Below are 22,534 nucleotides of genomic sequence, written 5' to 3' on the forward strand. Positions count from 1 at the left end.
TAAATGAATGATTCAAACGAATAAAATTACGGGAATCGTATGTACCACCCTGCGTTATACACACCGTTAACCGATGTTTTAGGTTGTAAATTTCCAATTCTTTGCGCTGGAATGGGTGGGGTCGCCCGACATTTTCTAGCTGCATCAGTAAGTAATGCCGGCGGTTTCGGTTGTCTTGGTATGGTGCGTGAGCAGCCGGAACTCATTCGCAAAGAAGTTAATCTTTATCGGTCTATCAGCGACAAACCGTTTGCGGTTAATTTAATTCCTGCCGCAACAGAGCGGGAGCTGTTATCGCGTCAAATAGCGGCCTGTATTGCAATGAAAATAAAATACATAGTGCTTTTTTGGGATATTGATAGCGAAATAATCAAACAGTGCCGTGATCATGGGATACAAATCATTCATCAAGTTGGCACTAAGCGCGATGCTGAACAGGCACTTGAAGTGGGTGTGGATGTGTTAATCGTTCAAGGTGTTGAAGCTGGTGGGCATGTGCGCGGTAAAGCTTCTTTATTTGGTTTGCTGCCGGAAATATGCGCACTAAGTCCTGTTCCCGTTGTGGCTTCAGGAGGCATTAGTACAGGGGGGGCGCTGGTTGCTGCGTTAGCATTGGGTGCGCAGGGCGTCAGCTGTGGCACACTTTTTTTGGCCACCATAGAGTCCAACGCGCATGACTTCCATAAAGATAAAATTCTTGCCGCCGAAGCGATGGACACCAAACTCAGTTGCGATTTTCAACGAAACTGGTCGGTGAGTGCCGCCGTTAGAGTATTGAAAAATACAACCACAGAACGAACCATCGAAAAATACAAAACCTATCCTGAGCAACCTATTGGTGAGCAAGACGGAGCACCTATTTATCCTTTTTCTACTGATTCACCGTTAAGGGGCGCGGTTGGCGATATTGCGTCAATGGCGCTGTATTGTGGGCAGGGATGCGGTAGCGTTAATAAGATCAAGAGTGCGGCAGCGGTTATTGCGGAGCTAATGCATCAAGCCGACAGTTATTTAAATCGTTTTTAATACTTTTTGGCGAAAAAATGAATTGGTCAGCGTTTTAGGTAATTTAAAAAAATCGAAAGGTATTTTTATGAATCCAAAAGCAATGTTGAATTTCGCGCACTGGATAATGGCCGCGACATTGTTGTCATCGTTGCTTATTGTGTACATCGCCTATGGCGTTAATCTTAAATTAACCATTCAAACCCAAGTGTTTCTTCATGTGGGGTTAATCATCTTTCCGGTATTTTTTAAGATCAGTTATATCATTAGGCTGAGCGCTTTAAAACAATTGGGTAGGTCAGTGGATTAAGTTAATTTTTCAGTAGCTTAGTATTTTAACCGTTTTTTTTTGTAATCTTTTGTGGAGCTTTAAATATGAATATGAAACATTTTGCATTATCTTTTTTATTTTCATCGGTAGCTTGTGCTGCATTAGCAGAAGAGTGCGTTACAACTGTTGTTGCAAATGATGCAATGCAATACGATAAAAAAGAAATTGTGGTTAGTCAATCCTGTAAAGAATTCACCGTGAATTTGACACACTCCGGAAAACTGCCAAAAAATGTAATGGGGCATAATTGGGTGTTGAGTAAAACTGACGATAAGCAATCGATAGCGTCTGATGGTATGACTGCAGGAGCCGCTAATAATTATCTTAAAGTGGATGATGTTCGCGTTATAGCCTCTACCACTATTGTTGGTGGCGGCGAAAGTACGTCAGTAACATTTTCGGTTAGCAATTTAATAGAAAATGTTCCATATAGCTTTTTTTGTTCTTATCCAGGGCATAGTGCAATTATGCAAGGCCGTCTAGTGCTTAATTAGCACTAAAAGAAATCTTTAAATTCCAGCATAGAGAGTGATGACTAAAGCCTCACTCTTTATTACTATTATTGGCTGTATATCGAAATTCAATAAGCTATGTATATTTTGATAGTAGACAGATGGATCAACGCAATATTTAGCTTTCTCAGAAGTGCCTTAAAGCCGTTAACAGCGATATTTTAAAAATGACGATGTCTGATGCGCATTACTGAGCAACTCCAATTCTTATCCATATAGTGCCCCAGATAAGATATATTTTTTCCGTGCTATCTAACTATTCATCTCTCCCTTAATTAAAACCCAATATATCGAATAACATTTTATATCTGCATTACCCATTGCAATCAGATGCGAGAATTAACTAATGAGTAACAGCAAATATAAAATCAATTTTTTATGTTAGTTTTCAACGTGAATTAAAATTGAAATGCACATAGAGAGGAATATGGAAAAAATTTTCGCCCAGGCTCGCAGAGTATTATTTATGCAACTTAATAAATTTGGTCCTATTGCAGTCGAAATCAATAACATAGAACGGATTAGGGCTGCTATAGGATCATTACTCGGAATTCTTATCACTGCTATCCTGTGTTGTTTTTTAGTTGACTCGCAAACTATTCTCAATGTGATTGCCCCAATGGGGGCATCCGCAGTGTTGCTGTTCGCGTTACCCTCCAGCCCTTTGGCACAACCATGGTCAGTGTTGGTTGGAAATGTTATCTCAGCCATAGTGGGGGTTACTTGCTTCTTGTATATTACTAATGTTTCAGTCGCTGCTGCGGTTTCAGTTGCAGCAGCTATTGCCTTAATGTTTTTTACCAGGTCATTGCATCCGCCTGGAGGTGCTATAGCTTTATATGCAGTGCTTGGCGGACCAGACATTCATGCGCTAGGGTTTAGCTATGCAATTGCACCTGTGGGCATAAATTCTTTGGTGCTTATCATCACTGCAATTGTATTTAATAATCTTACGCGTCATCCTTACCCACATAAGCAACATTTTGCTCAACAAAATACGCACAATACGCAGGATGAAGTGCCCACCAAACGTGCAGGTGTTAACTCTCACGATTTGGATATTGTATTACAGCAATATAATGAAGTATTAGATATTAGCCGTGATGATCTTGAATATTTAATTAAACAAACTGAAATAGAATCATATCGTCGGCGATATGATCAAATTACCTGCGGCGATATTATGTCAAAAGACATTAAAAGCGTGAAATTTGAAACATCATTGAGTGAAGCATGGATAACCTTGAGAAAACACAAAATAAAAGCGTTGCCTGTATTGGATAGCAAGCGTTGTATTATTGGTATTATTACACTGGTAGATTTCATGGTGCACGCTAAATTGGATTTTTTTGATAGTATTGAAGAAAAGCTACGTAACTTTATGCGATTACATCAGGACAACCATTCCAGAAACCCCAAAATGGTTGGGCAAATTATGACAACAGATGTAAAAACTGCCCATGTTGATACTCACATAGTTGAATTGGTTCCGCTCCTATCGGATGCTGGCATGCACAACATTCCGATTATCGATAATGAGTATCGAGTTCTAGGTATTGTCACTCAATCAGATTTAGTTGCAGCTTTATATCAATTGAAGCTTACTGAGAATTTATAAATGGGTTAAGTAGATACGATCGAAAGCTAAATGATGTCATCACCATTAAATGACATCATCGCGTTCCTCTTATAATCAAAGGCGTACCTTGTAACTCACTTTTATGTACCCCGCTTCAATAGCATTTTTTCAATGTGTCCAATGGCTGCACGCGGTTTGAGCTTTTTTGGACAAAACGAAATACAATTTAAAATTGTTTTGCAGCGAAAAACACTAAAAGGATCGTCAAGTGATGCCAGCCTTTCCTCCTCCCCTTTATCACGCGAATCCGCTAAAAAACGATACGCATTCAGTAGCCCAGCGGGGCCAATAAATTTTTCGGGATTCCACCACCATGAGGGGCACTGGGTTGAACAGCAACCACATAATATGCATTCGTATAAACCATCGAGTTTGGCCCTGTCTTCGGGCGATTGAAGTCGCTCTATGGCGGGCGCTGGCTCGCTGTTGATGAGATAAGGCTTGATGCGTTCGTATTGCGTAAAGAACATGGTCATATCAACAACCAAATCGCGAATGACTGGCACACCTGGCAATGGCCTGATAACAATATCTACGTCGCCACTATGAGGGCGAACTTCTTGGCCCGAGGGCAACTCACCTCCATTTAACAGTGTGGAAATACTGGTGATACAGGCTAAACAGTTGGAACCATTAATATTCATTCCATCTGAACCACACACCCCTTCACGGCAACTGCGGCGGAAGGTCAGGGTTTGGTCTTGCATTTTTAAGTGCTCTAGTAAATCGAGCACCATCATGTCTTCGCCAGGCTGCAGGTCATAGTAGTAATCCTGCATGCGAGGTATGTCATCTTCTTCTGGGTGATAACGATAGATACTAATTTTCATTTAGGTGACTCCGGCAATGATCGATCCCTTAGGGTTTAGGGTCGCCCATTAGTTCGCTTGTTGGTGGCTTAGCGCATCCTCGCATTTAATTGATCGACGATTTCAGCCCAATCTGCATCTTCATCAATCATCTTTTTTAAAAAAACAGACTGTGATTGGCTCCATATTTCTGCCTTCGCCAATGTCACGCCTGCGGGCAGCGGCCCATGTGCGTGGATGAAGTTTGCGATTGCTTCATCTGAACTTTCTAAACCCAGTTGGTCGAATAATGCCGCTATAGAATGTACATGTGGCTCCACGATAATTGCTCCTGATTAACGTTATAACAATTTTCCCATCATTCAAAAAAAACCAATTCCATTTTCTACTCACTCATACCTACAAGCACTCAAGTTTATAACTACAATTAGTGTTATTGTCATAAGACCTTAAAATGGTTAAAACAGCCGTAAAGGATTTTTTAAATTTACTTTTTATACAGTATCAAAAACGATAGCCACATTGGTAATTAAAGAGGTTTAACACATGAAAAAGCCAGAACATATCCGGCCTGAAGTCTGGCAACAGCATTTAAGCTGGATGAAAGTGATGAACGAGGGGCAGTTAACAGGGCTGAGCGTTAATGACATTCCCTATCAAAAGAAAATGGCACCCTCTGAGAATATAAATAATAATGATAAAGAAACATTGAGAGCCAATTAAATGACTCGTTAGACAGCCACGCTCAACAATACTTTTTTAATCACCAAAGTTTGAGCATGGTTATCTAACCTAAGGGTTATTGTGATGGTGAGGAATGATTTTTTAATGAACAGTTAACATATTTCAAACCCCGTATTTCGCTAGGCTCCATACGAACCAAGAATTAATTAACGCCACCAACTCATCCCAAAAACATTTTCCCACCTGCAATCAATAACACTAACGCCATTACTTGACGAATAGCGGTGCTGCCTAGGCGCTTACTGCCGAACTCGGCGCCAATCCAACCACCTACAATCGCCGCCAATGCCCAATAGGCTAGGCCATCGGGTAGCGTGGGCTGTTTACTCATTACTCCCAGCAAACCGGCGCAGGAATTGACTAGAATAAATACGGCGGCAACGCCGGAAATAATGCGTGTTTCGCCCCAGCGTAAAAACAATAAAATTGGGCTTAAGAAAATTCCACCACCGACACCAATCAAACCCGATAAAAAACCTATGCATACACCCGCCAACATAAGCAACCATTGGTTGGCGTTGCGGGTGCCTTTGAGTGGCGCACTTTTGGCGGTGAAAAAAGAATGAAAGGCGGCGTAAATTAATACCGCGCCCAAAATGGGTTTATAAATATGACCGGGCAAAGTTAATAGGCCACCGAGAAATGCGCAAGGAATGGAGGTGACAATCAGAGGCCAGAGTAACGGCCATGAGAAGGCTTGTACACGAATATATTTATAGCTGGCAATGCTCGCGACTAAAATATTGAGCGTGAGTGCAGCAGGTTTTAAACTTTCAGGAGCCAAGCCTGCCAAGGCCATAATGGCGATATACCCCGAGGCACCGGCGTGGCCTACAGATGAATATAAAAGTGCGGCGATAAAAATCCCACCTGCGATGACTAAGGTAATTAACTCCACACCCACTCCACGCTCTTAAAGGTTTTTTATTTAACTAATGTAACGATCAAACGGAATCACTTTTACGCTTTCGCCTTGGGCGACTGCGCCGCGCTCTGCGTCTAAGTAGATATAACAATTGGCGTTGCTCATACCGGTTAACACCCCCGAACTTTGCATACCCGCAGTACGCACTTGTGGCTCACCGTTTTGTTCACCCGCGTGATAGGTGTAAATTGCGCGTTGAAAATCTACTCGCCCCGGTTGTTTTTTTAAGGGCTGTTGTACTGTGGCTTGCAATGTCAGCGGCGCATGTTGTTCGCTGATAATTTCACCCGCAAGCTTGCGTAAACCCGGCACCACTAATTGATGGTAAGTCACGGCGGTGGATACCGGATTGCCCGGCAAACCAAAAAACCAAGAGGCACCTAAGCGCCCAAACGAAAAGGGTTTACCGGGCTTCATGGCGATTTTCCAAAAATCGATACTACCCATTTCGGCCAATACATCTTTGGTGTAATCCGCATCGCCTACCGAGACACCACCGGTAGAAATCACTACGTCGCCCCATTCACTTGCTTGGGTGAAAGCCGCGCGCAAGGCGTCCATATTGTCGGGGATTATGCCTAAGTCTTTTATCTCTACCGCTAAGCGCTGTAACAGTGCAACCAGCAGTGGGCGATTGCTGTCATATATTTTTCCCGTTTCAAATGCCGCGCCGTTCGCTAATAATTCATCGCCAGTGGAAAATATCGTCACGCGCAGTGGGCAAAAAACGCTTACTTGCGCGATGCCTAAGGAGGCAAGCAAACCAATATCGAGCGCACTAATACGCCGGCCCTGCGTAAATACCTGTGCGTCTTGTTTGATATCTTCACCGACGCGACGAATATTTTCGCCCACACGCACGCTTTGCTGAATGATTACTTGGGAATCTTTTACACGGGTATTTTCTTGCATCACTACCGCATCGGCACCTGCAGGAATAATCGCGCCGGTCATAATGCGCACCACTTCACCTGCGCGCAGTTCGGCCCCTGTTTCACTTATAAAGGGATGCCCTGCTAAGGCTTGGCCAACTAATTGCAGCGCACTATTTTTCTCACTACAATCGGCGGCGCGTAAAGCGTAGCCATCCATCGCCGAGTTATCGGCTGAGGGCACATTAATCGCAGCGATGACAGGCTCGGCTAGCACTCGATCTAATGCCAGTGGCAGCGCAACAAGTTCGTATTGCTGCACAGGCATGAGCTGTTGCTGGATGCGCGCGAGCGCGTCTTCAAGGGCCAATAAACCGGGCTGTGCGCAGCAATCCACCATATGATTCTCGTAAAAAAGTCAGTGTTAGTTATGCAAGAAGCGTCAATTATTGATGATTGATCATCCAGACGGCGGCTTCTACCCGCGAGCGCAAATGCAATTTTTTAAGCAGATGTTTAACGTGAACTTTTACGGTTCCGTCTGAAATATCTAACTCGCGTGCAATGAGTTTATTGCTCATGCCTTTGGCAATCAGTTTTAAAATTTCTAATTCGCGCTGGGTCAAGCTGTCGCTGCCCACTTCGGTTTTATTCACTGGGTTGCGAATGGCGCTCGCCAATACTTGCGTTACAGCTTCACTCAATACCATTTTGCCTGTGAGTGCGCGCTCTATGTGTGAGAGCATATCTTCTGGCTCCATGTCTTTTAACAAGTAGCCATCGGCACCGTTAGAAATAGCATTTAGCACATCTTCATCAGCATCCGATACCGTTAGCATTACTATGCGCGAGGTGACACCCTCTTCTCGCAGGCGACGCAGAGTTTCTAAGCCGTCCATGCCCTGCATATTTAAATCCAGCAAAATTAAATCTGGGTCTAAATCCACTGCCAGTTTAATCGCATCGGCACCGTTACCGGCTTCCGCCACTACCTCCATATCACCCGCGAGTGAAATTAATTGGCGCAACCCTTTGCGCAATAAGGGGTGGTCGTCCACCAACATAATGCTTGCTGCTTCGGCGTTCACTGAATTCTCCTTTAAAAAAAATAGCGCAGACTTTTCTGCCTAGTCATTGTTTAAGACTAATAGTAACTGCTTGAAATTAATAATAACTGTTTAACTCTGGCAAAACCCAGAAATGCCACTTTGGAGGTAGTGAGTAGCATTTTAACTACCTACTTTCGGCTAACTCACTAACCCCACAAAGTGATGCGGGTAACTCTCCGGTTGAATGGTGTACATATCGGCATAAGTCCATAGTAATACTTACGCTAATAATACCTGAGGATGTCACATGTCTGACCTTAAACGCTGGGAACCGGAACAGCCAGAATTTTGGGATTCAACCGGTAAAAAAATTGCCGCTCGCAATTTATGGATTTCTATTCCCAGCTTGTTGTGCGGTTTTGCGGTCTGGATGCAGTGGAGCATCATCACCGTACAAATGCTCAACCTGGGCTTCCCCTATGCCGCAGGCGATTTATTTAGCCTGAGCGCCATTGCGGGTTTGACCGGCGCCACCTTGCGTATTCCCTCCAGCTTTTTTATTCGTTTATGCGGCGGGCGCTATACGCTATTTCTCACCACCAGTTTACTCATACTGCCCGCGCTGGGTACGGGGCTTGCGCTGCAAGATCCGACCACACCCTTTTGGGTATTTCAATTAATGGCGCTGTTATCGGGCATTGGCGGCGGTAATTTTGCGGCCTCTATGTCCAACATCAGCTTTTTTTATCCGCGCAAACAACAGGGTTTAGCCTTAGGTTTAAATGCGGGCTTGGGTAATTTTGGCGTGACCACCATGCAAATACTGGTGCCGCTGTTTATGACCTTTGGTGCCTTTGGGGTATTGGGCGGCGACCCAATGATCTTGAAGTCTTCAAGCGGCACGCTGATCGGCGCTATTCCAGCAGGCACTGAAACCTGGATTCAAAATGCCGGTTTTGTGTGGTTACTACTGCTCATCCCCCTCGCCTTTGCAATTTGGTTTGGCATGAACAACATCAACACCGCCGACGTCACACCCAACCTTGCAGGCGGAGCGCCGCGCTCTTTTGCGATCATTATCGCAATGATGTTAATTGGCTTTGCAACCTCAGCTCTGGGGCTGTGGCTAATCATGCCTGCCAGTGTCAATGGTTCCGGGTTTGGCATTCCCAAAGAGCTGGTACTGGTGTTGGTGTTATTTTCTACGGTGATGTTACTCAAAGCGCTGCCCGGATCTATTCGCACCAGCCTTGATCGTCAGTACAAAATTTTTAACAACAAGCACACTTGGGTAATGAGTGTGTTGTATGTAATGACCTTTGGCTCATTTATTGGTTTTTCAGCGGCCTTCCCTCTCTCTATTCAGGTTATTTTTGGTTTTAGCCATGTACCTGTCGATGGGGTGATGACCCATAACACCCTTAACCCGAGTGGCCCAAGCGCTCTGACTTACGCGTGGATCGCCCCCTTTATTGGTGCACTCATTCGCCCGGTAGGTGGCTGGGTATCTGACAAATTTGGCGGTGCACTGGTCACACAAATGTGTGCGATTGCAATGGTTATTTTGTCGATAGTTGCGGCTTATTACATGCGCATGGCCTATCAATCCGCCAGCCCTGAGCAGTATTTTGCGCCCTTCTTTTTAGTGTTCTTAGGTTTGTTTGCCGCAAGTGGACTGGGTAATGGTTCAACCTTCTGCTCCATCGCCAATATTTTTCCTAAAGAGCAAGCGGGCCCGGCACTGGGCTGGACCTCTGCGGTAGCGGGCTATGGGGCGTTTTATATACCGCAGGTATTTGGCGAGCAAATCAAAGCCGCTACACCGGAATATGCGATGCTGGGTTTTGCGGTATTTTATCTGGTGTGTGTGTTATTAAATTGGTGGTTTTATTTACGTAAACAAGGTGAATTTTATAATCCCTGAAAACCTCACAATGGACATCCAAAATTCTAGTGGACACGCCTAAGCTACTCAATAAAATTTTAACGTATCAAATTATCAATTTTCCGGTTGGCTCAATAAATTGATATATGTCAATCGCTTCATTTATAAAAACCGTATGCCAAAAAGCAAATTTTCACAAATGGCTCTGCACTAGAGTTATCAGATATCAAGGTTATTTTATGGCTTATTTTCAAGCTGCACTTGAATGGAATTCCGAACTTATTAAGCAATATGACTTAACCGGGCCGCGTTACACGTCATATCCTACTGCGCCACAATTTAGTGAAAGTTTTGCTGTTGCCAATTTTAAAGCAGCGGTTGAGAGGAGTAACGCGAGTGGACGGCCGCTGTCGCTTTATTTTCATATTCCTTTTTGCGATACCCTTTGCTTTTATTGTGGATGCAACAAAGTAGTTACTAACAACAAAGGCCGTGCGCAACCTTATTTGGAACGTATGGAGCGCGAAATGGCGATGCAGTCAGAGTTATTTGATTCCGCGCGACTTGTAACTCAATTACATTGGGGTGGTGGTACCCCCACTTTTATCAGTGATGATGAAATGTCTTGGCTGATGGCTGCAACACGCAAGCGCTTTACCTTGCTTGATGATGACGCAGGTGAGTACTCTATAGAGATTCATCCAGGGCGCGTATCTGCGAATACTATGGCGCATTTGCGTAAGCTCGGCTTTAACCGTGTCAGTATGGGTGTGCAGGATTTTAATTCAAGCGTTCAAAAAGCAGTAAATCGTTACAATAGTGCTGAGGAAGTCAGTGCCTTGGTAAAGGCGCTGAGACAACAAAAATATCATTCGATCAGTATGGATTTAATTTATGGCCTGCCAATGCAAACTTTGAGCAGTGTCGGCGAAACATTAAATAGAGTGATAGAACTTTCTCCCGACCGCTTGTCATTATTTAATTATGCCCATATGCCGCATCTTTTTAAGAGCCAGGAATTAATTAACGAGCGTGATCTTCCCTCAGCAGAGCAAAAACTTGAACTCCTGTATATGGCGATAGAGCGGTTACAGGGCGCTGGATATATTTATGTTGGCATGGATCATTTCGCAAAACCGGATGATAGTTTGGTACAAGCACAAAGAGCAGGAAAGTTACAACGAAATTTTCAGGGCTACTCCACTCATGGCGATTGCGATTTGCTCTCTTTTGGAGCTTCTGCGATTAGCGCATTCGGCAATGTCTATATACAAAATGCTAAGCGCGTTGAACATTATCAAAAATCGATTGACTCGGGTGCAATTCCTTTTATTAAAGGTATTGAATTAACCAGCGAAGATCTTTTGCGGCAGTTTGTAATTAATCAATTAATTTGTCATTTCAATTTGAATTTTGCTGCTGTTGATGGTGCATTTTGCCGGGATGTGCGCACTCATTTTGCTAAAGAATTATCGCAATTAAAGCCAATGATTGATGATGGGTTACTCACGATAAATGATGATGGAATTGAAGTTCTCAATGCGGGGCGGTTGCTTATTCGGAGAATTTGTATGGTGTTTGATGAGTATCTTAATAACGCATCAACAATTCGTTACTCCAAGGTAATTTAGTCGGTAATGTTTGGGGGTAGATTTTGAGCAGGTAGTGTAATAGTGATTGGATTGCACTACCCGCTCAAGGTTGTTGACTTAGGCGTGTCCACTAGAGTCTGGAAGTCCACGTTTAATTTGGAATGGCTTTGATAGTGCGCAATCAGCACTGAAGACACAGTTTCAGTAACACCATGCGGCAGCAAAGTTTCTGCGGTAATGTTAAATACTACTGCGGGGTCAGTTCATCGGCTAAACGTAACTCCAACTGAAATACCAAATCATGCCGTAATACTCTACGTAACGCATTTTTAGACGAAGAAACTATCGCCATTGCTGCATCAATATATTTCTTTGGGTTGGATCTCCTCAAGATCCCAGCGTAATTTCAAATGCTTGCAAAATCAGGGTGACGCACCTCTCGCTTGGATATAGCCATACAGATTTTTGTGAAAAATCGGGATCTTGAATAATACTGTCACTCATGGCGTTTAATAGCTCATGAGTGGCTTTTGAGGTTACATTTTTGAGGCTTATCTAGATTTGGCTCTTCAGGTTTTATGGTGTTTGTTTGGCGCCAAGTACTAACTCACTACCAATCTACTCCCCAGCCCAAATTTGTACACATTTCCCCTGAATAGTTATGTATACATATACGACTTTTTGTTTAATTAAAAACTCTAATTAACAATTAGTTACCGACATACATGTACAATGGCGTTAAGGTTATTGTGAAAACCGTGTATACCAAGTGGGCATAGAAGCCGCTGTGCCACTAATCGCCAAGTTTTATCGTCCCGAGCGCTGGAGCGATGCACAAATTATTGAAGAGCACGAGTTCACTCAGGCGCTCAAAGATTTAGAAATTTCGGTAGTGCCGCCCATGCTGGATGAGCAGGCGCAATCCCTGCGCACTTTTGGCGGTTTCCGCTTCGCGCTCTATGAACGCCAAGGCGGCCATGCGCCTAATCTCGATGACTTTGATGCTCTGCTCTCCCTCGGGCGCACCCTTGGGCGCATTCACGCCCTCGGCCAAGCACGCTTGTTTAACCATAGACCGCCGCTCAATATTCACACCTTTGGGCGCGATTCCTATGAGTTTTTAATGGCAGGAGATTTTATTCCCAATAGTCTGCGCGAATCCTATCGCACCCTCGGTGCAGACATATTGCAGCGCTGCGAAGCGGTGTTCGCACGCATCGACTACACCCCCATTCGCCTGCATGGCGACTGTCATCCGGGCAATATTTTGTGGCGCCATGACATTCCACACTTCGTCGACTTTGACGATGCGCGCAATGGCCCCGCTATTCAGGATTTGTGGATGCTACTGTCGGGCGAACGCGAACAGCAAACGCTGCAATTGAGTGAAGTCTTGGAGGGCTATCGCGAATTTTGCGATTTTGATCTGGCCGAACTGGGCTTAATTGAAGCGCTGCGCAGCCTGCGTATCATGCATTACAGTGCTTGGTTAGCGCGGCGCTGGAGCGACCCGGCCTTCCCGCGTCACTTTCCTTGGTTTAACACTGAACGCTATTGGGGTGAGCATATTTTAGAGCTGCGCGAACAATTGGCAGCCCTGCAAGAACCACCCTTGGTGATTTACTAGACGACAAACTCAAGCCTAAGGGTAGAATTATTCATTCAAGCCCTCATAATGGTCACTACACATTATGAATCTTCTGTAGAGAAATGCTTATGAACGCCTCCGCTCCTGCCCTATTGCTCGATAGCCTGTGGGAAACCATTCGCCTACAAACGCGCAAACAAGCGGAGTGCGAGCCAGTGCTGGCCAGCTTCCTCTACTCGACCATTCTCAACCATGACAACTTTGAAGCTGCGCTCAGCTTTCACCTTGCCAATAAGCTCGACAGCCCTGCGCTACCGGCTATTTCAGTACGCGAAGTGATTGAACAGGCTTTTACCGCTGACCCCAGTATTGCCCAAGCCGTGCGCGCCGATTTGCTCGCGGTTAGCGAGCGCGACTCCGCCTGCTGCTCGCTGGTTACGCCCCTGCTCTTTTTCAAAGGCTTTCATGCGCTGCAATCCTATCGCGTGGCAAACTGGCTCTGGCGTCAGGGGCGCAACTCACTCGCCCTGTTTTTGCAAAATCGTATTTCTGCCGTGTTTGCGGTCGATATTCACCCCGCCGCGCGTCTCGGCCAAGGTATTATGTTCGATCACGCCACCGGCATCGTCATCGGCGAAACCGCCGTGGTAGAAGACAATGTATCTATCATGCAATCCGTCACTCTTGGCGGTACCGGCAAAGAGGCGGGCGATCGCCACCCCAAGGTGCGCAAAGGTGTACTCATAGGTGCAGGCGCTAAGATTCTCGGCAATATTGAGATTGGTGAATGCGCACGAATAGGCGCGGGCAGTGTGGTACTTAAAGATGTCCCCGCGCGCACCAGTGTGGCGGGCGTGCCAGCACAGATTATCGGTGAAAACCTCTGCGGTCAGCCATCGCGGGAAATGGACCACCTGCTGCGCTAAGCGTCGCTTATTCGCTAGCCTACCTTCTCTCCACTCTCACACTATTTAACGCCTACTGCAGCGGGCGCTTTGCTTAATCAAAGCACTCGCTGCACCAATGCGGAACTCGCGCACCAATTCAGCACCGCAAAAGCACCGCTTTAGCATCTATTTAAACGCCAATAACCGCGATATACACCTAAAGTGACCATTGGTCTATTTATTGCTCTACTTAGGTTCTAAGAAATTGAGGAGTCACTAGCATGCAATACACTAAACCCATGGTTGATTTGGTGTACGAGATTCGCCGGCGCGTGGATTCAAACTTGAAGCCCAGCATAAAAATGGCGAACCCCGAGGTGCTAAAGGAGCTAGCCGACTACCACTACAGTGCCGACAACATCTGTAAAGCGCTTATCAAAGAATTGCTCTTTCTCGCAGGTGAGCCTTGGAGCCTGCTGCTGCAAACGCCATCTGCAGACGTATCGGCAGAGAGCTCGCCTGCTCAAGACATCAAAAAGCAGTTGGTAAAAATGTATCGCGGCCAAACACTGCTGGAAGATGCACCTGCAGCACCAAGCCTGCGCAGCGAACCGCTGATAACCGGTACACCGAGTACCCCGCCAAAATCCCAGCGCATGTATCGCGGCCAACCGGTGTATTAAATAACTCTCGCCCACATTCCAGACACGACTAGACGCGCACGCAAAATCACACCAAAATGCCCTACAAAGGCCTAAACAGCCGATCAATGGCGCTAACCACACGTTAACCTAGGCCTGCAGCCATTTAAATAGCATGCAAAATCCGTTTTAGTATTCAATCCGCCCTGCTTGATACTGCGCTTTTTGTACACCCCATCATCCTACGAGCGATAGTTTAACTATGCTGCTGTATCTGCGCGCGCAACGATTGTTTTCTATCCTATTTTTACTGCTAAGCCTTATAGCAAAGCCCGTGTGCGCCGAGGAACCAACCCTTGAACCCACCCCCATTGGGATTGTGGGTGATATTCACCGGGATTACATCGCCTTTATGGGATCGCGCCAAGTGACTGAGATCACTCAATATTCCGGCCCCTATGCGCGTCGCGATGTCATTGAACTGGTGCTACTGCAGCAAGCGCTGCTATTAGGCGGCTTTGACAGGCCACTGCGCCTTGTGAGAGAGGTCAATTACTTTCGCAGTATTCGCAATGTCATGGAGGGCAGAACTATCTCCACCGTGGGAACCGTTTGGCATCAAGATTTAATAGACCTGAGCGCAGAGCTTTTCATTACGCCCGCGATAATTAAAAAAGGACAATTTGAAGCGGGGCTCTACACCACGCCACAAAATACCCAAGCACTTGCCAGTACAGAATTGATTGACCTGCGCAAACTGCGTGTAGTTACCAGCCGCCAGTGGAAGCCTGACCGCCAAACACTCATCAACCTTGGGTTTGAGCGTATTCTCTACACCCCCAACTGGGTCAATATGGCGCGCATGCTTAAAGCGAAACGGGTAGACCTCACCTTGGCGCCCTTTGAAAACACCCCCGATATGCACATTCTGGTAGAGGGTATCGAATTGGTACCTATCAAAGGTATTAAGGTCACTATAGCGGGTAGCCGCCATTGGCCCGTGAGCCGTAAACATCCCCAAGGGGAAGCGTTTTTTAACGCGCTCAATAAAGGTATCGCCATTATGGAGAAAGCGGGCACCATCGAACGCGCCTATCGCGAATGCGGCTTTTTTCACCCCGCCGTGGCCAACTGGAAACAGCTTTAACGCATCACCACTACCCAAAAGCAAAGAAGCCGGCACTGGGCCGGCTTCTTTGGGATAGCGATATCACTTAATGTAATACATCGCCACCCAGTAATTTGCGCACTTCAGCGGCATCGAAATGATAGTGCTGGTTACAGAACTGACAGTCGATATCAATGCTGCCTTTTTCTAATAACAATTCTTCGACCTCTTGCAACCCAATTGTCACCAGCGCGCTGGCGCTGCGCTCGCGCGAACAACTACAGGCAAAGTGTAAGGCTTTGGGGTCAAATATGCGCACCGGCTGCTCGTTAAACAAACGGTATAAGAGCGAAGGGTGCGCGATGTCTAACAGCTCGCTATCGGTGATAGTTCCCGCCAGGGCGGTAATCGTTTCCCAATGCATTTGATTGGTTTCAGGATCGGTATTGAGCTGCTGCGGCAGCGCCTGTATTAAAAAGCCACTCGCTGCCTGTTGATTGGCGACAAACCACAGGCGCGTGTCGAGCTGTTCTGACTGCTGAAAATAATGCTCCAAGCAACCAGCCAAATTCTCGCTCTCCATGGGCACAATGCCTTGATAGCGCTCAAGCTTTCCGCCAAAATTTTCGGTGCGTTTAGGCTCAATGGTAATTACCAACACGCCATTGCCGAGCAGCTCTTTGAGCGTGCCGTGTGCCGCCAACTCTGGGGTTAACTCCACGTTTTCATTTAAACGCACTATGCCGCGCAAACTGTTTTGGTGGTTACACTCCGCCATAATGGTCGATATGCAACCATCGCCACGCGCTTGCAAAACAACTACACCGTCAAATTTTAAGGTGTTGGAGAGCAAGCTGATCGCGGCCAAGAATTCGCCCAACAATCTTTGCACTGCCGGCGCATGTTGATTGTGGCTGAGAATTTCTTTGTAACTGTCGCCCAAGGTAACGACTTCACCGCGAATATCGCAGTCGTCAAAAATAAAACGGTGGAGTAAATCATTGCTTGCCATGAAAAGGGATGTCTCTTAATGAAGTAAAGGCTGTGATAAAAATCTTCTGTTTCAATTAAAACTAAATGAATTGCTAGCGGGATAGCGCTAGCTTACTGACACTCTCGTGCCAAATACTTATTTAACTCTTCTATCTGTGCATTGCGCTCCGCTTCGGTCACCTTGACCTCGCGCCCCTGTTTATCCACGAAACTAACCCGCCCACTTATTCGCCAAACGCGTTCACGTATTGCGTTACAGCGCTGCGTTTTTTCATTAAACGCCTGCACCCGCTGCTGCTCATAGTATTGTCGATCAGCCGCATTTTCTTTGCGCAAAACCTGCTCAAGCTTTTGATGCTCGGCGGTGCTGGTATCAATATTTTGCTTGCTCACAGCACGCGTGACATCCTCTGCCTCGCCTGCCGGTTTTTTATCGCTGTAATGCACCTTGCCCGCCGCATCGGTCCAACGGTACACATCGGCCAGCGCCGGTAGCGCTAAAGAAGCAATCAAGACTGCACACAATAGCTTCATTGTTTCCCTCTGCATATCTTCAAGAAGACGTGATAAAACTCAGTCCTCATCACCGCTTAAATTAACCCGCTGAAAACGGTGAATTTGACGGCGCTGTTTTTTGTTGGGGCGATCGCTAATGATAAAACTACCCAAGCCCGCTTTACGATCGGCACTGCGCTTTTCGCGCTGCACAAGGCTGTCTTCCGTCTCTTCGTACAAGAGTGCGGCCTCAGGCGCGCCGCGCCGCTGATCGGAAAGCGCTTTCACCATGACAATTTTTTCATCCAGATCCTGACGAATACTCAGAACCATACCCACTTCCATATCGCGACTGGGTTTAATACGCTGGCCGTCACACTGAATTTTTCCGCCATCAATAGCCTGTTTGGCGAGGCTGCGGGTTTTAAAAAAGCGCGCGGCCCACAGCCATTTATCGATGCGAATTTTGTCGTCGTCTTTGTCGTCTTGTCCGGAAAACTTACTGCTGCGTTTCGCCATAGATCACACCAGCTCCGGCATGATTTCATCGAATTCTTTGATAGCGGGATATTCGCTCATGACCCGCGCAATTTGGCTGTCGGGCTGATGAATACCGAGCAGGTGCTTAATACCAAAGGCCTTAGCAGAATCCAACACGCGCACTGTATCGTCCACAAAGAGCGTACGCGCCGGATCAAACTGCTCGCGTGCCTGCAGTGCCTCCCAAAATTTTTGCGACTCTTTGGGTTCATTAAATTCATGGGAGGAAATAATAATATCCAACCACTGATCAATCTTAGTGACTTCCAACTTAAGCGACAAACTCTGCGGGTGAGCATTGGTCACCAACAGCACTTTTTTGCCGCACTGACGTAAACGTTGGAGAAACTCCCCGACGTGAGGCCGCACTTGTATTTTGTGTTTGATTTCAGCCTTGAGGCTCGCAATATCCACCGCCAGCGCGTTGGACCAAAACTCTAAACAGTACCATTGCAGCGTACCTTCATATTGGCGAATATCACCGCTGAGCTGCGCTTGCGCGGTAGCGAGATCAACCCCGTGAATTTCTGCGTAGCGTTGCGGCAGGTGATCCACCCAAAAAAAATTATCGAAATGCAGGTCCAACAGGGTACCATCCATATCGAGCATGACCGTATCTATAGCATCCCAATTAACCATATATGCTCTCTTAGTCGTATAACATGACTGACAAAAAATTTACGGGCGCCATTGCACCCGGTTCCCTGACGCTTAGCGGCGGCTCAGGGTATTCACATCCGAACCCAGTAGAAAATGGATTCAAGCATGTCAAACCAAATGCCCAGCGATAAGCCCACACTCATTAAACCCGAAATTCTCAAGCGCACGACAGTAGCGCGCAGCCGGCTGTTTCGCGCCGATGAGCTGCAATTGCGCTTTAGCAATGGCGTAGAGCGCACCTATGAAAAACTCTGCAGCGGCGGGCCGGGGGCGGTGCTTATTGTACCCCTGCTAGACGAACATACGGTGCTTTTGGTGCGCGAATATGCCGCGGGCTTAGAAGATTACCACCTTGCACTCCCCAAGGGCGCAATCGTTCAAGGAGAGAGCCTACTCGAAGCCGCGCAGCGCGAACTGCAGGAAGAGGTCGGCTATGGCGCGCGCAACTTGCAATTTCTTAAGCGTATTAATCTCTCGCCCGCGTACATGGAGCACGGCATTAACATCGTCATCGCATGGGATTTATACGAGCAGCGCTTGGAAGGCGATGAACCTGAACCCATTGAAGTTGTGCCCTACCCCTTGGCCGACCTTCTGACGCTGATTAGCCGCCCCGACATGTGCGAGGGGCGCAGTATTGCAGCGCTATTTATGGCGCGCGAATGGCTGGCGGGCAATCTCAACCCTGCCCAGCTGCCAAGGTAACGCAGCGGTTTAACAGCACCGGCCATTTTTTGGATTTTCACTATGCCTTTCAATAATACCGACACTCAAGACTCAACTCAGATTGCGCGCCAATCCCACAATTCTGCTATCACAGCGGAGCTTCTCGCCCAGCTATTATTCATAGCGCGCGCCGCAGGCGACGCCATAATGGCTATTTATAGCCAGCGCGACAGCTACAACACTCAACATAAAACCGATGATTCGCCGCTCACCGCTGCCGACCTCGCCGCGCACAAGCTTATTGCCCAAGCACTGCCTGGGTTACTCGCGCTCCCGATACTCTCGGAGGAAGGCACCCTACCCAGCTACCGCGAACGCCAAGTGTGGAATCAGTATTGGCTGGTAGATCCACTTGATGGCACCAAGGAATTTATCGCGGGCAACGGCGAATTCACCGTTAATATAGCGCTCATCATTCATGGCCAGCCGCGCCTTGGCGTCGTACATGTACCCGTGACTAACACGACCTATATAGGTGTACTTGAAGCCCAGGACCCTGCGGATCTTGGCGCTTGGCGCTATAGCCAAGCTGCGCCACGCGAAGCCATCAAGGTGCGTTCATTAAGAGAGCGCCAAGCACAGGGCTTACCCCTGACCACACTACTCAGTCATCGCCACGGCACCCACGCCAGCAATGACCTTATGACGCTGCTGGCCACACGTTGGCCCGGCCCTATTGAAACCATCACCGCCGGCAGCTCACTCAAGTTTTGCGCTATAGCCGAGGGCCGCGCGGATTTTTATCCACGCCTTGCGCCCACCTGTGAGTGGGATACAGGTGCGGCACAAGCGGTGCTCGAAGCGGCCGGAGGCCAAGTGGTTGAACTTATCACTCATGGCGCCAACCAACTTAAGCCACTGAGATACAACACCCAAGATGAACTGCTGAATCCCTTCTTTTATGGCCTAGGTGATCAAGACTTTGACTGGTTAGGGCTGCTAAGCGACGAACTTAATGTGGAGTAACTGCTCGGCTTATAACCAAGTTCCACCCAAGCCGAGAAGAAAATGATCTAAATTTAACCACCAAGAGTGGCAAACTATGAGCTAATCTGTTGGCAGGGCTTAATTTTTGACGCTCTAATCATCGAGGACACTAATACCTTGATGATTACAACCTAGGAAAATTCTACATCCAGGATTAAGGCAATAAGGTTTATCCATACGGATATTAAAAGGAGAGGTACCCATGACCAGACCAAACAAGAATTTAAAGGCCGATGTGAACACCAGCCGTGCAGACCTACTACGCCACAAGCTGATGCGTGAGATCTCTGACTACGAGCGCTCTCTTGCCGAACTAAAGCTCAACGGTAATCAAGTGAATTTCACCATGATTCAAACCTACAAAGAGCTGATCAGTGCCCGTCAAGATATGCTCAAGCGCCTACCGATTCACTACTAATCCCCATCGCAAACCACTGCGCCAGCACTAGGCTGGCGCAGTCTCCTCACAACAGTAATATACCTTCACTTCCCCCCACTATATGCACCTTGTATAGAGCACGACTTCTCGCCGCTGCTTTTACGCACATCTAGTGCATTGATTGTATAGCCTCAGCTTCCGCCAGCGAAAAACGCGGATCAAAATCTCCTTTAACACGCCGCTTATCGGATCTTCCGCGCACACCTTTGGGCTCAGTATTCTGGCGATTGCGCTTCACCATGGGAATTAATGCTGGCGAGCGCGACAGTGAACTGAGCCAATGTGTAGCTTCGTCCTCTGGCATAGGCCGATGAACAAAATAGCCCTGCACCTGATCACAGCCCAATTCGCGTAAGCTCCCAATTTGTTCAAACTCTTCAGCACCCTCGGCCACCACCAACAAGCCCAGCGCATGGGCAATCGCCACCACACCTTGGGTGATATCCCAATCCACCTTATTGTGGGGAAGCTCCGCCACAAAAGAGCGATCAATTTTAATCATATCCAACGGCAGCCGCTTGATATAGGTGAGCGACGCATAGCCTGTGCCGAAATCATCTACCGCCATACGCACCCCGAGGGCGCGACAGCTGAGCATTATTCGCTTCGCCCGCTCTAAATCTTCCAGTATCGCGGTTTCAGTAATTTCAATAATTAAACCACTCCCCAGATCAGGGTGCTGATCGCAAAGGCTTTGCAATTCCGTCAAAAAGCTCACATGTAAAAAATGGCGCGCTGATATATTGATATGCATGTCGGTATTCAGGCCCTGCAAGCGCCAGAGCAGTAGTTGCTTGGCAGCAGCACATAAAACCCAAGATCCCAGCCGAAATTCCAAATCGCCACGGGCCCCCTCAAACGCACTGATTAACGGGCCAGCGGCAACAATCTCACCATCGCTTTTATGCCAGCGCAACAGAGCCTCAAACCCTACCACACGCAAATCATGTAACTGACAAACGGGCTGATACCAAAGTGCCAGCTCGTTATGTTCGAGCGCTCGTTCAACCTCCATCAAGCTCACGTTCGGCCCCTGCAATTCATTGTCAGCAATGAAGGATGGGCGATGATAACGATTTCCACCTTGGCTCTTGGCAGAGTACATAGCGGCATCCGCTTTGCGCAGCAGACTGATTTCATCAAAACCATCTTGCGGTGCCAATACCACGCCAATGCTACCGCTCAAGCGCCCGCGTTTACGCCCTTGACCATAGGGAACCCGCAGCGCCTGCAAAAAGCGCTGGGCCAGCATATCGACATGATGCTCTTCACATTCCGCCACTATCAGAAACTCGTCTCCACCCAAGCGACCAATCTTGTCGCCTTTGCGTACGACATCTGCCAAGCGCGCCGACAGATCGCGCAACAAGAGATCGCCCGTCTCATGCCCCCAGTGATCATTAGCCGCCTTAAGCCCATCAATATCAATAAAAAACAGCGCAAAACTATGATGATGACGCTGAAGGCGCTCTAAGCTCTGCTCCAAATGATCGAGAATACCGCGCCGATTCAACAACTTTGTGAGCGGGTCTATGGTCACCAACTTGCGCAGCTGCATTTCCAACTTTTCACGGTGGCACGCCACCGCAATTTGACTGGCAATGCGCTCAGCGAGCAGCACTAAATCGGGAGAGATGTCGCCCCCCACCTCTGCCCCCATAGGGTCTGCAAACCAAGAAGAGGCAAGCACACCCAGCAGCTGGTCGGAAGAAATCAAGGGAATAACTAAATTAGCAACCAGCCCAGCCTGCACTAATTGCGGCATTGCATCTGAGGAGTTTTGATAATTAGGCGTATAAATACTGGTTTTAGTCGCGAGCGCGCGACCCGAGCTACCCAAATTTGCGGCAAAGCGCATACCGCTAAACTGATTCAGTAAATCCTTTTTTTCACCCTCAAAGAGTTTGTACTCTAGAGTTTGATCTTCCTCATCCAAGAGTATTAATGCAGTGCCATCTGCGCCCAGCAAACTGCGCACCGCTGCAGCAGCTTTGCGAAAGAACACCTGAAAGTCCGGTTCAAGAGTAAGCGCATCCATGGTCGCCAATAGGGACGGCACCGCAGTGCGCAACAGCAATTGATTTTTCATGAAGACGGGCTCACTAAC

The 22,534-nt window shown here is 47.3% G+C and carries 23 protein-coding genes and 1 pseudogene; 14 read left to right on the top strand and 10 right to left on the bottom strand.

Going from position 1 to position 22,534, the window contains the following annotated elements; translation table 11 throughout:
- The first annotated feature begins 39 nt into the window (after positions 1 to 39).
- The 4 genes from AC0KUT_RS18730 (at position 40) to AC0KUT_RS18745 (ending at position 3,466) form a co-directional block, all read left to right on the top strand.
- Entirely contained in the window at positions 40 to 1,026 is a 987-nt protein-coding gene (locus AC0KUT_RS18730; RefSeq protein WP_488831932.1) for an NAD(P)H-dependent flavin oxidoreductase, read from the top strand.
- A 67-nt stretch (positions 1,027 to 1,093) separates the two neighbouring features.
- Positions 1,094 to 1,315, top strand: a complete 222-nt coding sequence (locus AC0KUT_RS18735) for a hypothetical protein (RefSeq protein ID WP_488831933.1) — start codon at positions 1,094 to 1,096, stop codon at positions 1,313 to 1,315.
- Between the two features lie 65 nt (positions 1,316 to 1,380).
- Positions 1,381 to 1,830 (top strand): azurin, encoded by a 450-nt coding sequence (gene azu, locus AC0KUT_RS18740; RefSeq protein ID WP_488831936.1) that lies wholly within the window; start codon positions 1,381 to 1,383, stop codon positions 1,828 to 1,830.
- Positions 1,831 to 2,275: 445 nt separating this feature from the next.
- Entirely contained in the window at positions 2,276 to 3,466 is a 1,191-nt protein-coding gene (locus tag AC0KUT_RS18745; protein ID WP_488831938.1) for an HPP family protein, read from the top strand.
- Between the two features lie 101 nt (positions 3,467 to 3,567).
- On the opposite strand, the gene AC0KUT_RS18750 is transcribed toward AC0KUT_RS18745, so the two are convergent.
- Entirely contained in the window at positions 3,568 to 4,317 is a 750-nt protein-coding gene (locus AC0KUT_RS18750) for a succinate dehydrogenase iron-sulfur subunit (RefSeq protein ID WP_488831940.1), read from the bottom strand.
- A 68-nt stretch (positions 4,318 to 4,385) separates the two neighbouring features.
- Entirely contained in the window at positions 4,386 to 4,616 is a 231-nt protein-coding gene (locus tag AC0KUT_RS18755; protein ID WP_488831941.1) for a DUF2789 domain-containing protein, read from the bottom strand.
- Positions 4,617 to 4,842: 226 nt separating this feature from the next.
- Between AC0KUT_RS18755 and AC0KUT_RS18760 the strand changes: the two genes are divergently transcribed.
- On the top strand, positions 4,843 to 5,019 hold the full coding sequence (locus AC0KUT_RS18760; protein WP_488831942.1) for a hypothetical protein: 177 nt from the start codon (positions 4,843 to 4,845) through the stop codon (positions 5,017 to 5,019).
- 181 nt (positions 5,020 to 5,200) lie between these two features.
- Here AC0KUT_RS18760 and AC0KUT_RS18765 read toward each other — a convergent pair whose 3' ends face one another.
- Genes AC0KUT_RS18765 through narL form a run of 3 tightly spaced genes read right to left on the bottom strand, consistent with a single transcriptional unit; the run spans position 5,201 to position 7,925 of the window.
- Complete coding sequence (locus AC0KUT_RS18765) at positions 5,201 to 5,938, bottom strand: sulfite exporter TauE/SafE family protein (RefSeq protein WP_488831943.1); 738 nt, start codon at positions 5,936 to 5,938, stop codon at positions 5,201 to 5,203.
- 30 nt (positions 5,939 to 5,968) lie between these two features.
- Positions 5,969 to 7,237 carry a molybdopterin molybdotransferase MoeA gene (gene moeA / locus AC0KUT_RS18770; RefSeq protein WP_488831944.1) on the bottom strand — a complete coding sequence of 423 codons (1,269 nt, stop codon included), beginning with the start codon at positions 7,235 to 7,237 and terminating at the stop codon, positions 5,969 to 5,971.
- A 46-nt stretch (positions 7,238 to 7,283) separates the two neighbouring features.
- Complete coding sequence (gene narL, locus AC0KUT_RS18775; RefSeq protein ID WP_488831946.1) at positions 7,284 to 7,925, bottom strand: two-component system response regulator NarL; 642 nt, start codon at positions 7,923 to 7,925, stop codon at positions 7,284 to 7,286.
- Positions 7,926 to 8,193: 268 nt separating this feature from the next.
- Here narL and AC0KUT_RS18780 point away from each other — a divergent pair, with 268 nt between their 5' ends.
- From AC0KUT_RS18780 to AC0KUT_RS18805, 6 genes and pseudogenes are all read left to right on the top strand, one after another.
- Positions 8,194 to 9,810, top strand: coding sequence for an MFS transporter (locus AC0KUT_RS18780; RefSeq protein WP_488831947.1), 1,617 nt, complete (start codon positions 8,194 to 8,196; stop codon positions 9,808 to 9,810).
- A gap of 200 nt (positions 9,811 to 10,010) precedes the next feature.
- Positions 10,011 to 11,402 carry an oxygen-independent coproporphyrinogen III oxidase gene (gene hemN, locus AC0KUT_RS18785; RefSeq protein WP_488831948.1) on the top strand — a complete coding sequence of 464 codons (1,392 nt, stop codon included), beginning with the start codon at positions 10,011 to 10,013 and terminating at the stop codon, positions 11,400 to 11,402.
- Positions 11,403 to 12,114: 712 nt separating this feature from the next.
- A pseudogene (locus AC0KUT_RS18790) lies at positions 12,115 to 12,990 on the top strand (serine/threonine protein kinase); the annotation flags it as partial.
- Positions 12,991 to 13,079: 89 nt separating this feature from the next.
- Entirely contained in the window at positions 13,080 to 13,877 is a 798-nt protein-coding gene (gene cysE, locus AC0KUT_RS18795; RefSeq protein ID WP_488831949.1) for a serine O-acetyltransferase, read from the top strand.
- Between the two features lie 242 nt (positions 13,878 to 14,119).
- Positions 14,120 to 14,521, top strand: a complete 402-nt coding sequence (locus AC0KUT_RS18800; protein ID WP_488831951.1) for a hypothetical protein — start codon at positions 14,120 to 14,122, stop codon at positions 14,519 to 14,521.
- A gap of 220 nt (positions 14,522 to 14,741) precedes the next feature.
- Positions 14,742 to 15,626 carry a type 2 periplasmic-binding domain-containing protein gene (locus tag AC0KUT_RS18805; protein WP_488831954.1) on the top strand — a complete coding sequence of 295 codons (885 nt, stop codon included), beginning with the start codon at positions 14,742 to 14,744 and terminating at the stop codon, positions 15,624 to 15,626.
- Positions 15,627 to 15,693: 67 nt separating this feature from the next.
- Here AC0KUT_RS18805 and hslO read toward each other — a convergent pair whose 3' ends face one another.
- From hslO to yrfG, 4 genes are all read right to left on the bottom strand, one after another.
- Positions 15,694 to 16,599 carry an Hsp33 family molecular chaperone HslO gene (hslO, locus tag AC0KUT_RS18810; protein ID WP_488831957.1) on the bottom strand — a complete coding sequence of 302 codons (906 nt, stop codon included), beginning with the start codon at positions 16,597 to 16,599 and terminating at the stop codon, positions 15,694 to 15,696.
- A gap of 92 nt (positions 16,600 to 16,691) precedes the next feature.
- The gene (locus tag AC0KUT_RS18815) at positions 16,692 to 17,114 is read right to left on the bottom strand and encodes a DUF4124 domain-containing protein (RefSeq protein WP_488831958.1); all 423 of its coding nucleotides are present in this window, start codon (positions 17,112 to 17,114) and stop codon (positions 16,692 to 16,694) included.
- Positions 17,115 to 17,153: 39 nt separating this feature from the next.
- Positions 17,154 to 17,594 carry an RNA-binding S4 domain-containing protein gene (locus AC0KUT_RS18820; RefSeq protein WP_488831960.1) on the bottom strand — a complete coding sequence of 147 codons (441 nt, stop codon included), beginning with the start codon at positions 17,592 to 17,594 and terminating at the stop codon, positions 17,154 to 17,156.
- Positions 17,595 to 17,597: 3 nt separating this feature from the next.
- Positions 17,598 to 18,254, bottom strand: a complete 657-nt coding sequence (gene yrfG / locus AC0KUT_RS18825) for a GMP/IMP nucleotidase (RefSeq protein WP_488831961.1) — start codon at positions 18,252 to 18,254, stop codon at positions 17,598 to 17,600.
- Between the two features lie 126 nt (positions 18,255 to 18,380).
- On the opposite strand from yrfG, the gene nudE reads away from it, so the two are divergent.
- From nudE to AC0KUT_RS18840, 3 genes are all read left to right on the top strand, one after another.
- Positions 18,381 to 18,980: an ADP compounds hydrolase NudE gene (nudE, locus tag AC0KUT_RS18830; protein WP_488831962.1), complete on the top strand. Its 600-nt coding sequence runs from the start codon at positions 18,381 to 18,383 to the stop codon at positions 18,978 to 18,980.
- Positions 18,981 to 19,022: 42 nt separating this feature from the next.
- Complete coding sequence (gene cysQ, locus AC0KUT_RS18835; RefSeq protein WP_488831963.1) at positions 19,023 to 19,967, top strand: 3'(2'),5'-bisphosphate nucleotidase CysQ; 945 nt, start codon at positions 19,023 to 19,025, stop codon at positions 19,965 to 19,967.
- Between the two features lie 223 nt (positions 19,968 to 20,190).
- The gene (locus AC0KUT_RS18840; protein ID WP_488831964.1) at positions 20,191 to 20,406 is read left to right on the top strand and encodes a hypothetical protein; all 216 of its coding nucleotides are present in this window, start codon (positions 20,191 to 20,193) and stop codon (positions 20,404 to 20,406) included.
- Positions 20,407 to 20,536: 130 nt separating this feature from the next.
- Here the strand turns inward: AC0KUT_RS18840 and AC0KUT_RS18845 are convergent, their stop codons facing one another.
- A complete protein-coding gene (locus AC0KUT_RS18845; RefSeq protein WP_488831965.1) occupies positions 20,537 to 22,516 on the bottom strand; it encodes a putative bifunctional diguanylate cyclase/phosphodiesterase in 1,980 nt (659 codons plus the stop codon).
- Positions 22,517 to 22,534: the final 18 nt, after the last annotated feature.

The organism is Cellvibrio sp. 25HG11W-0, from assembly GCF_057815475.1.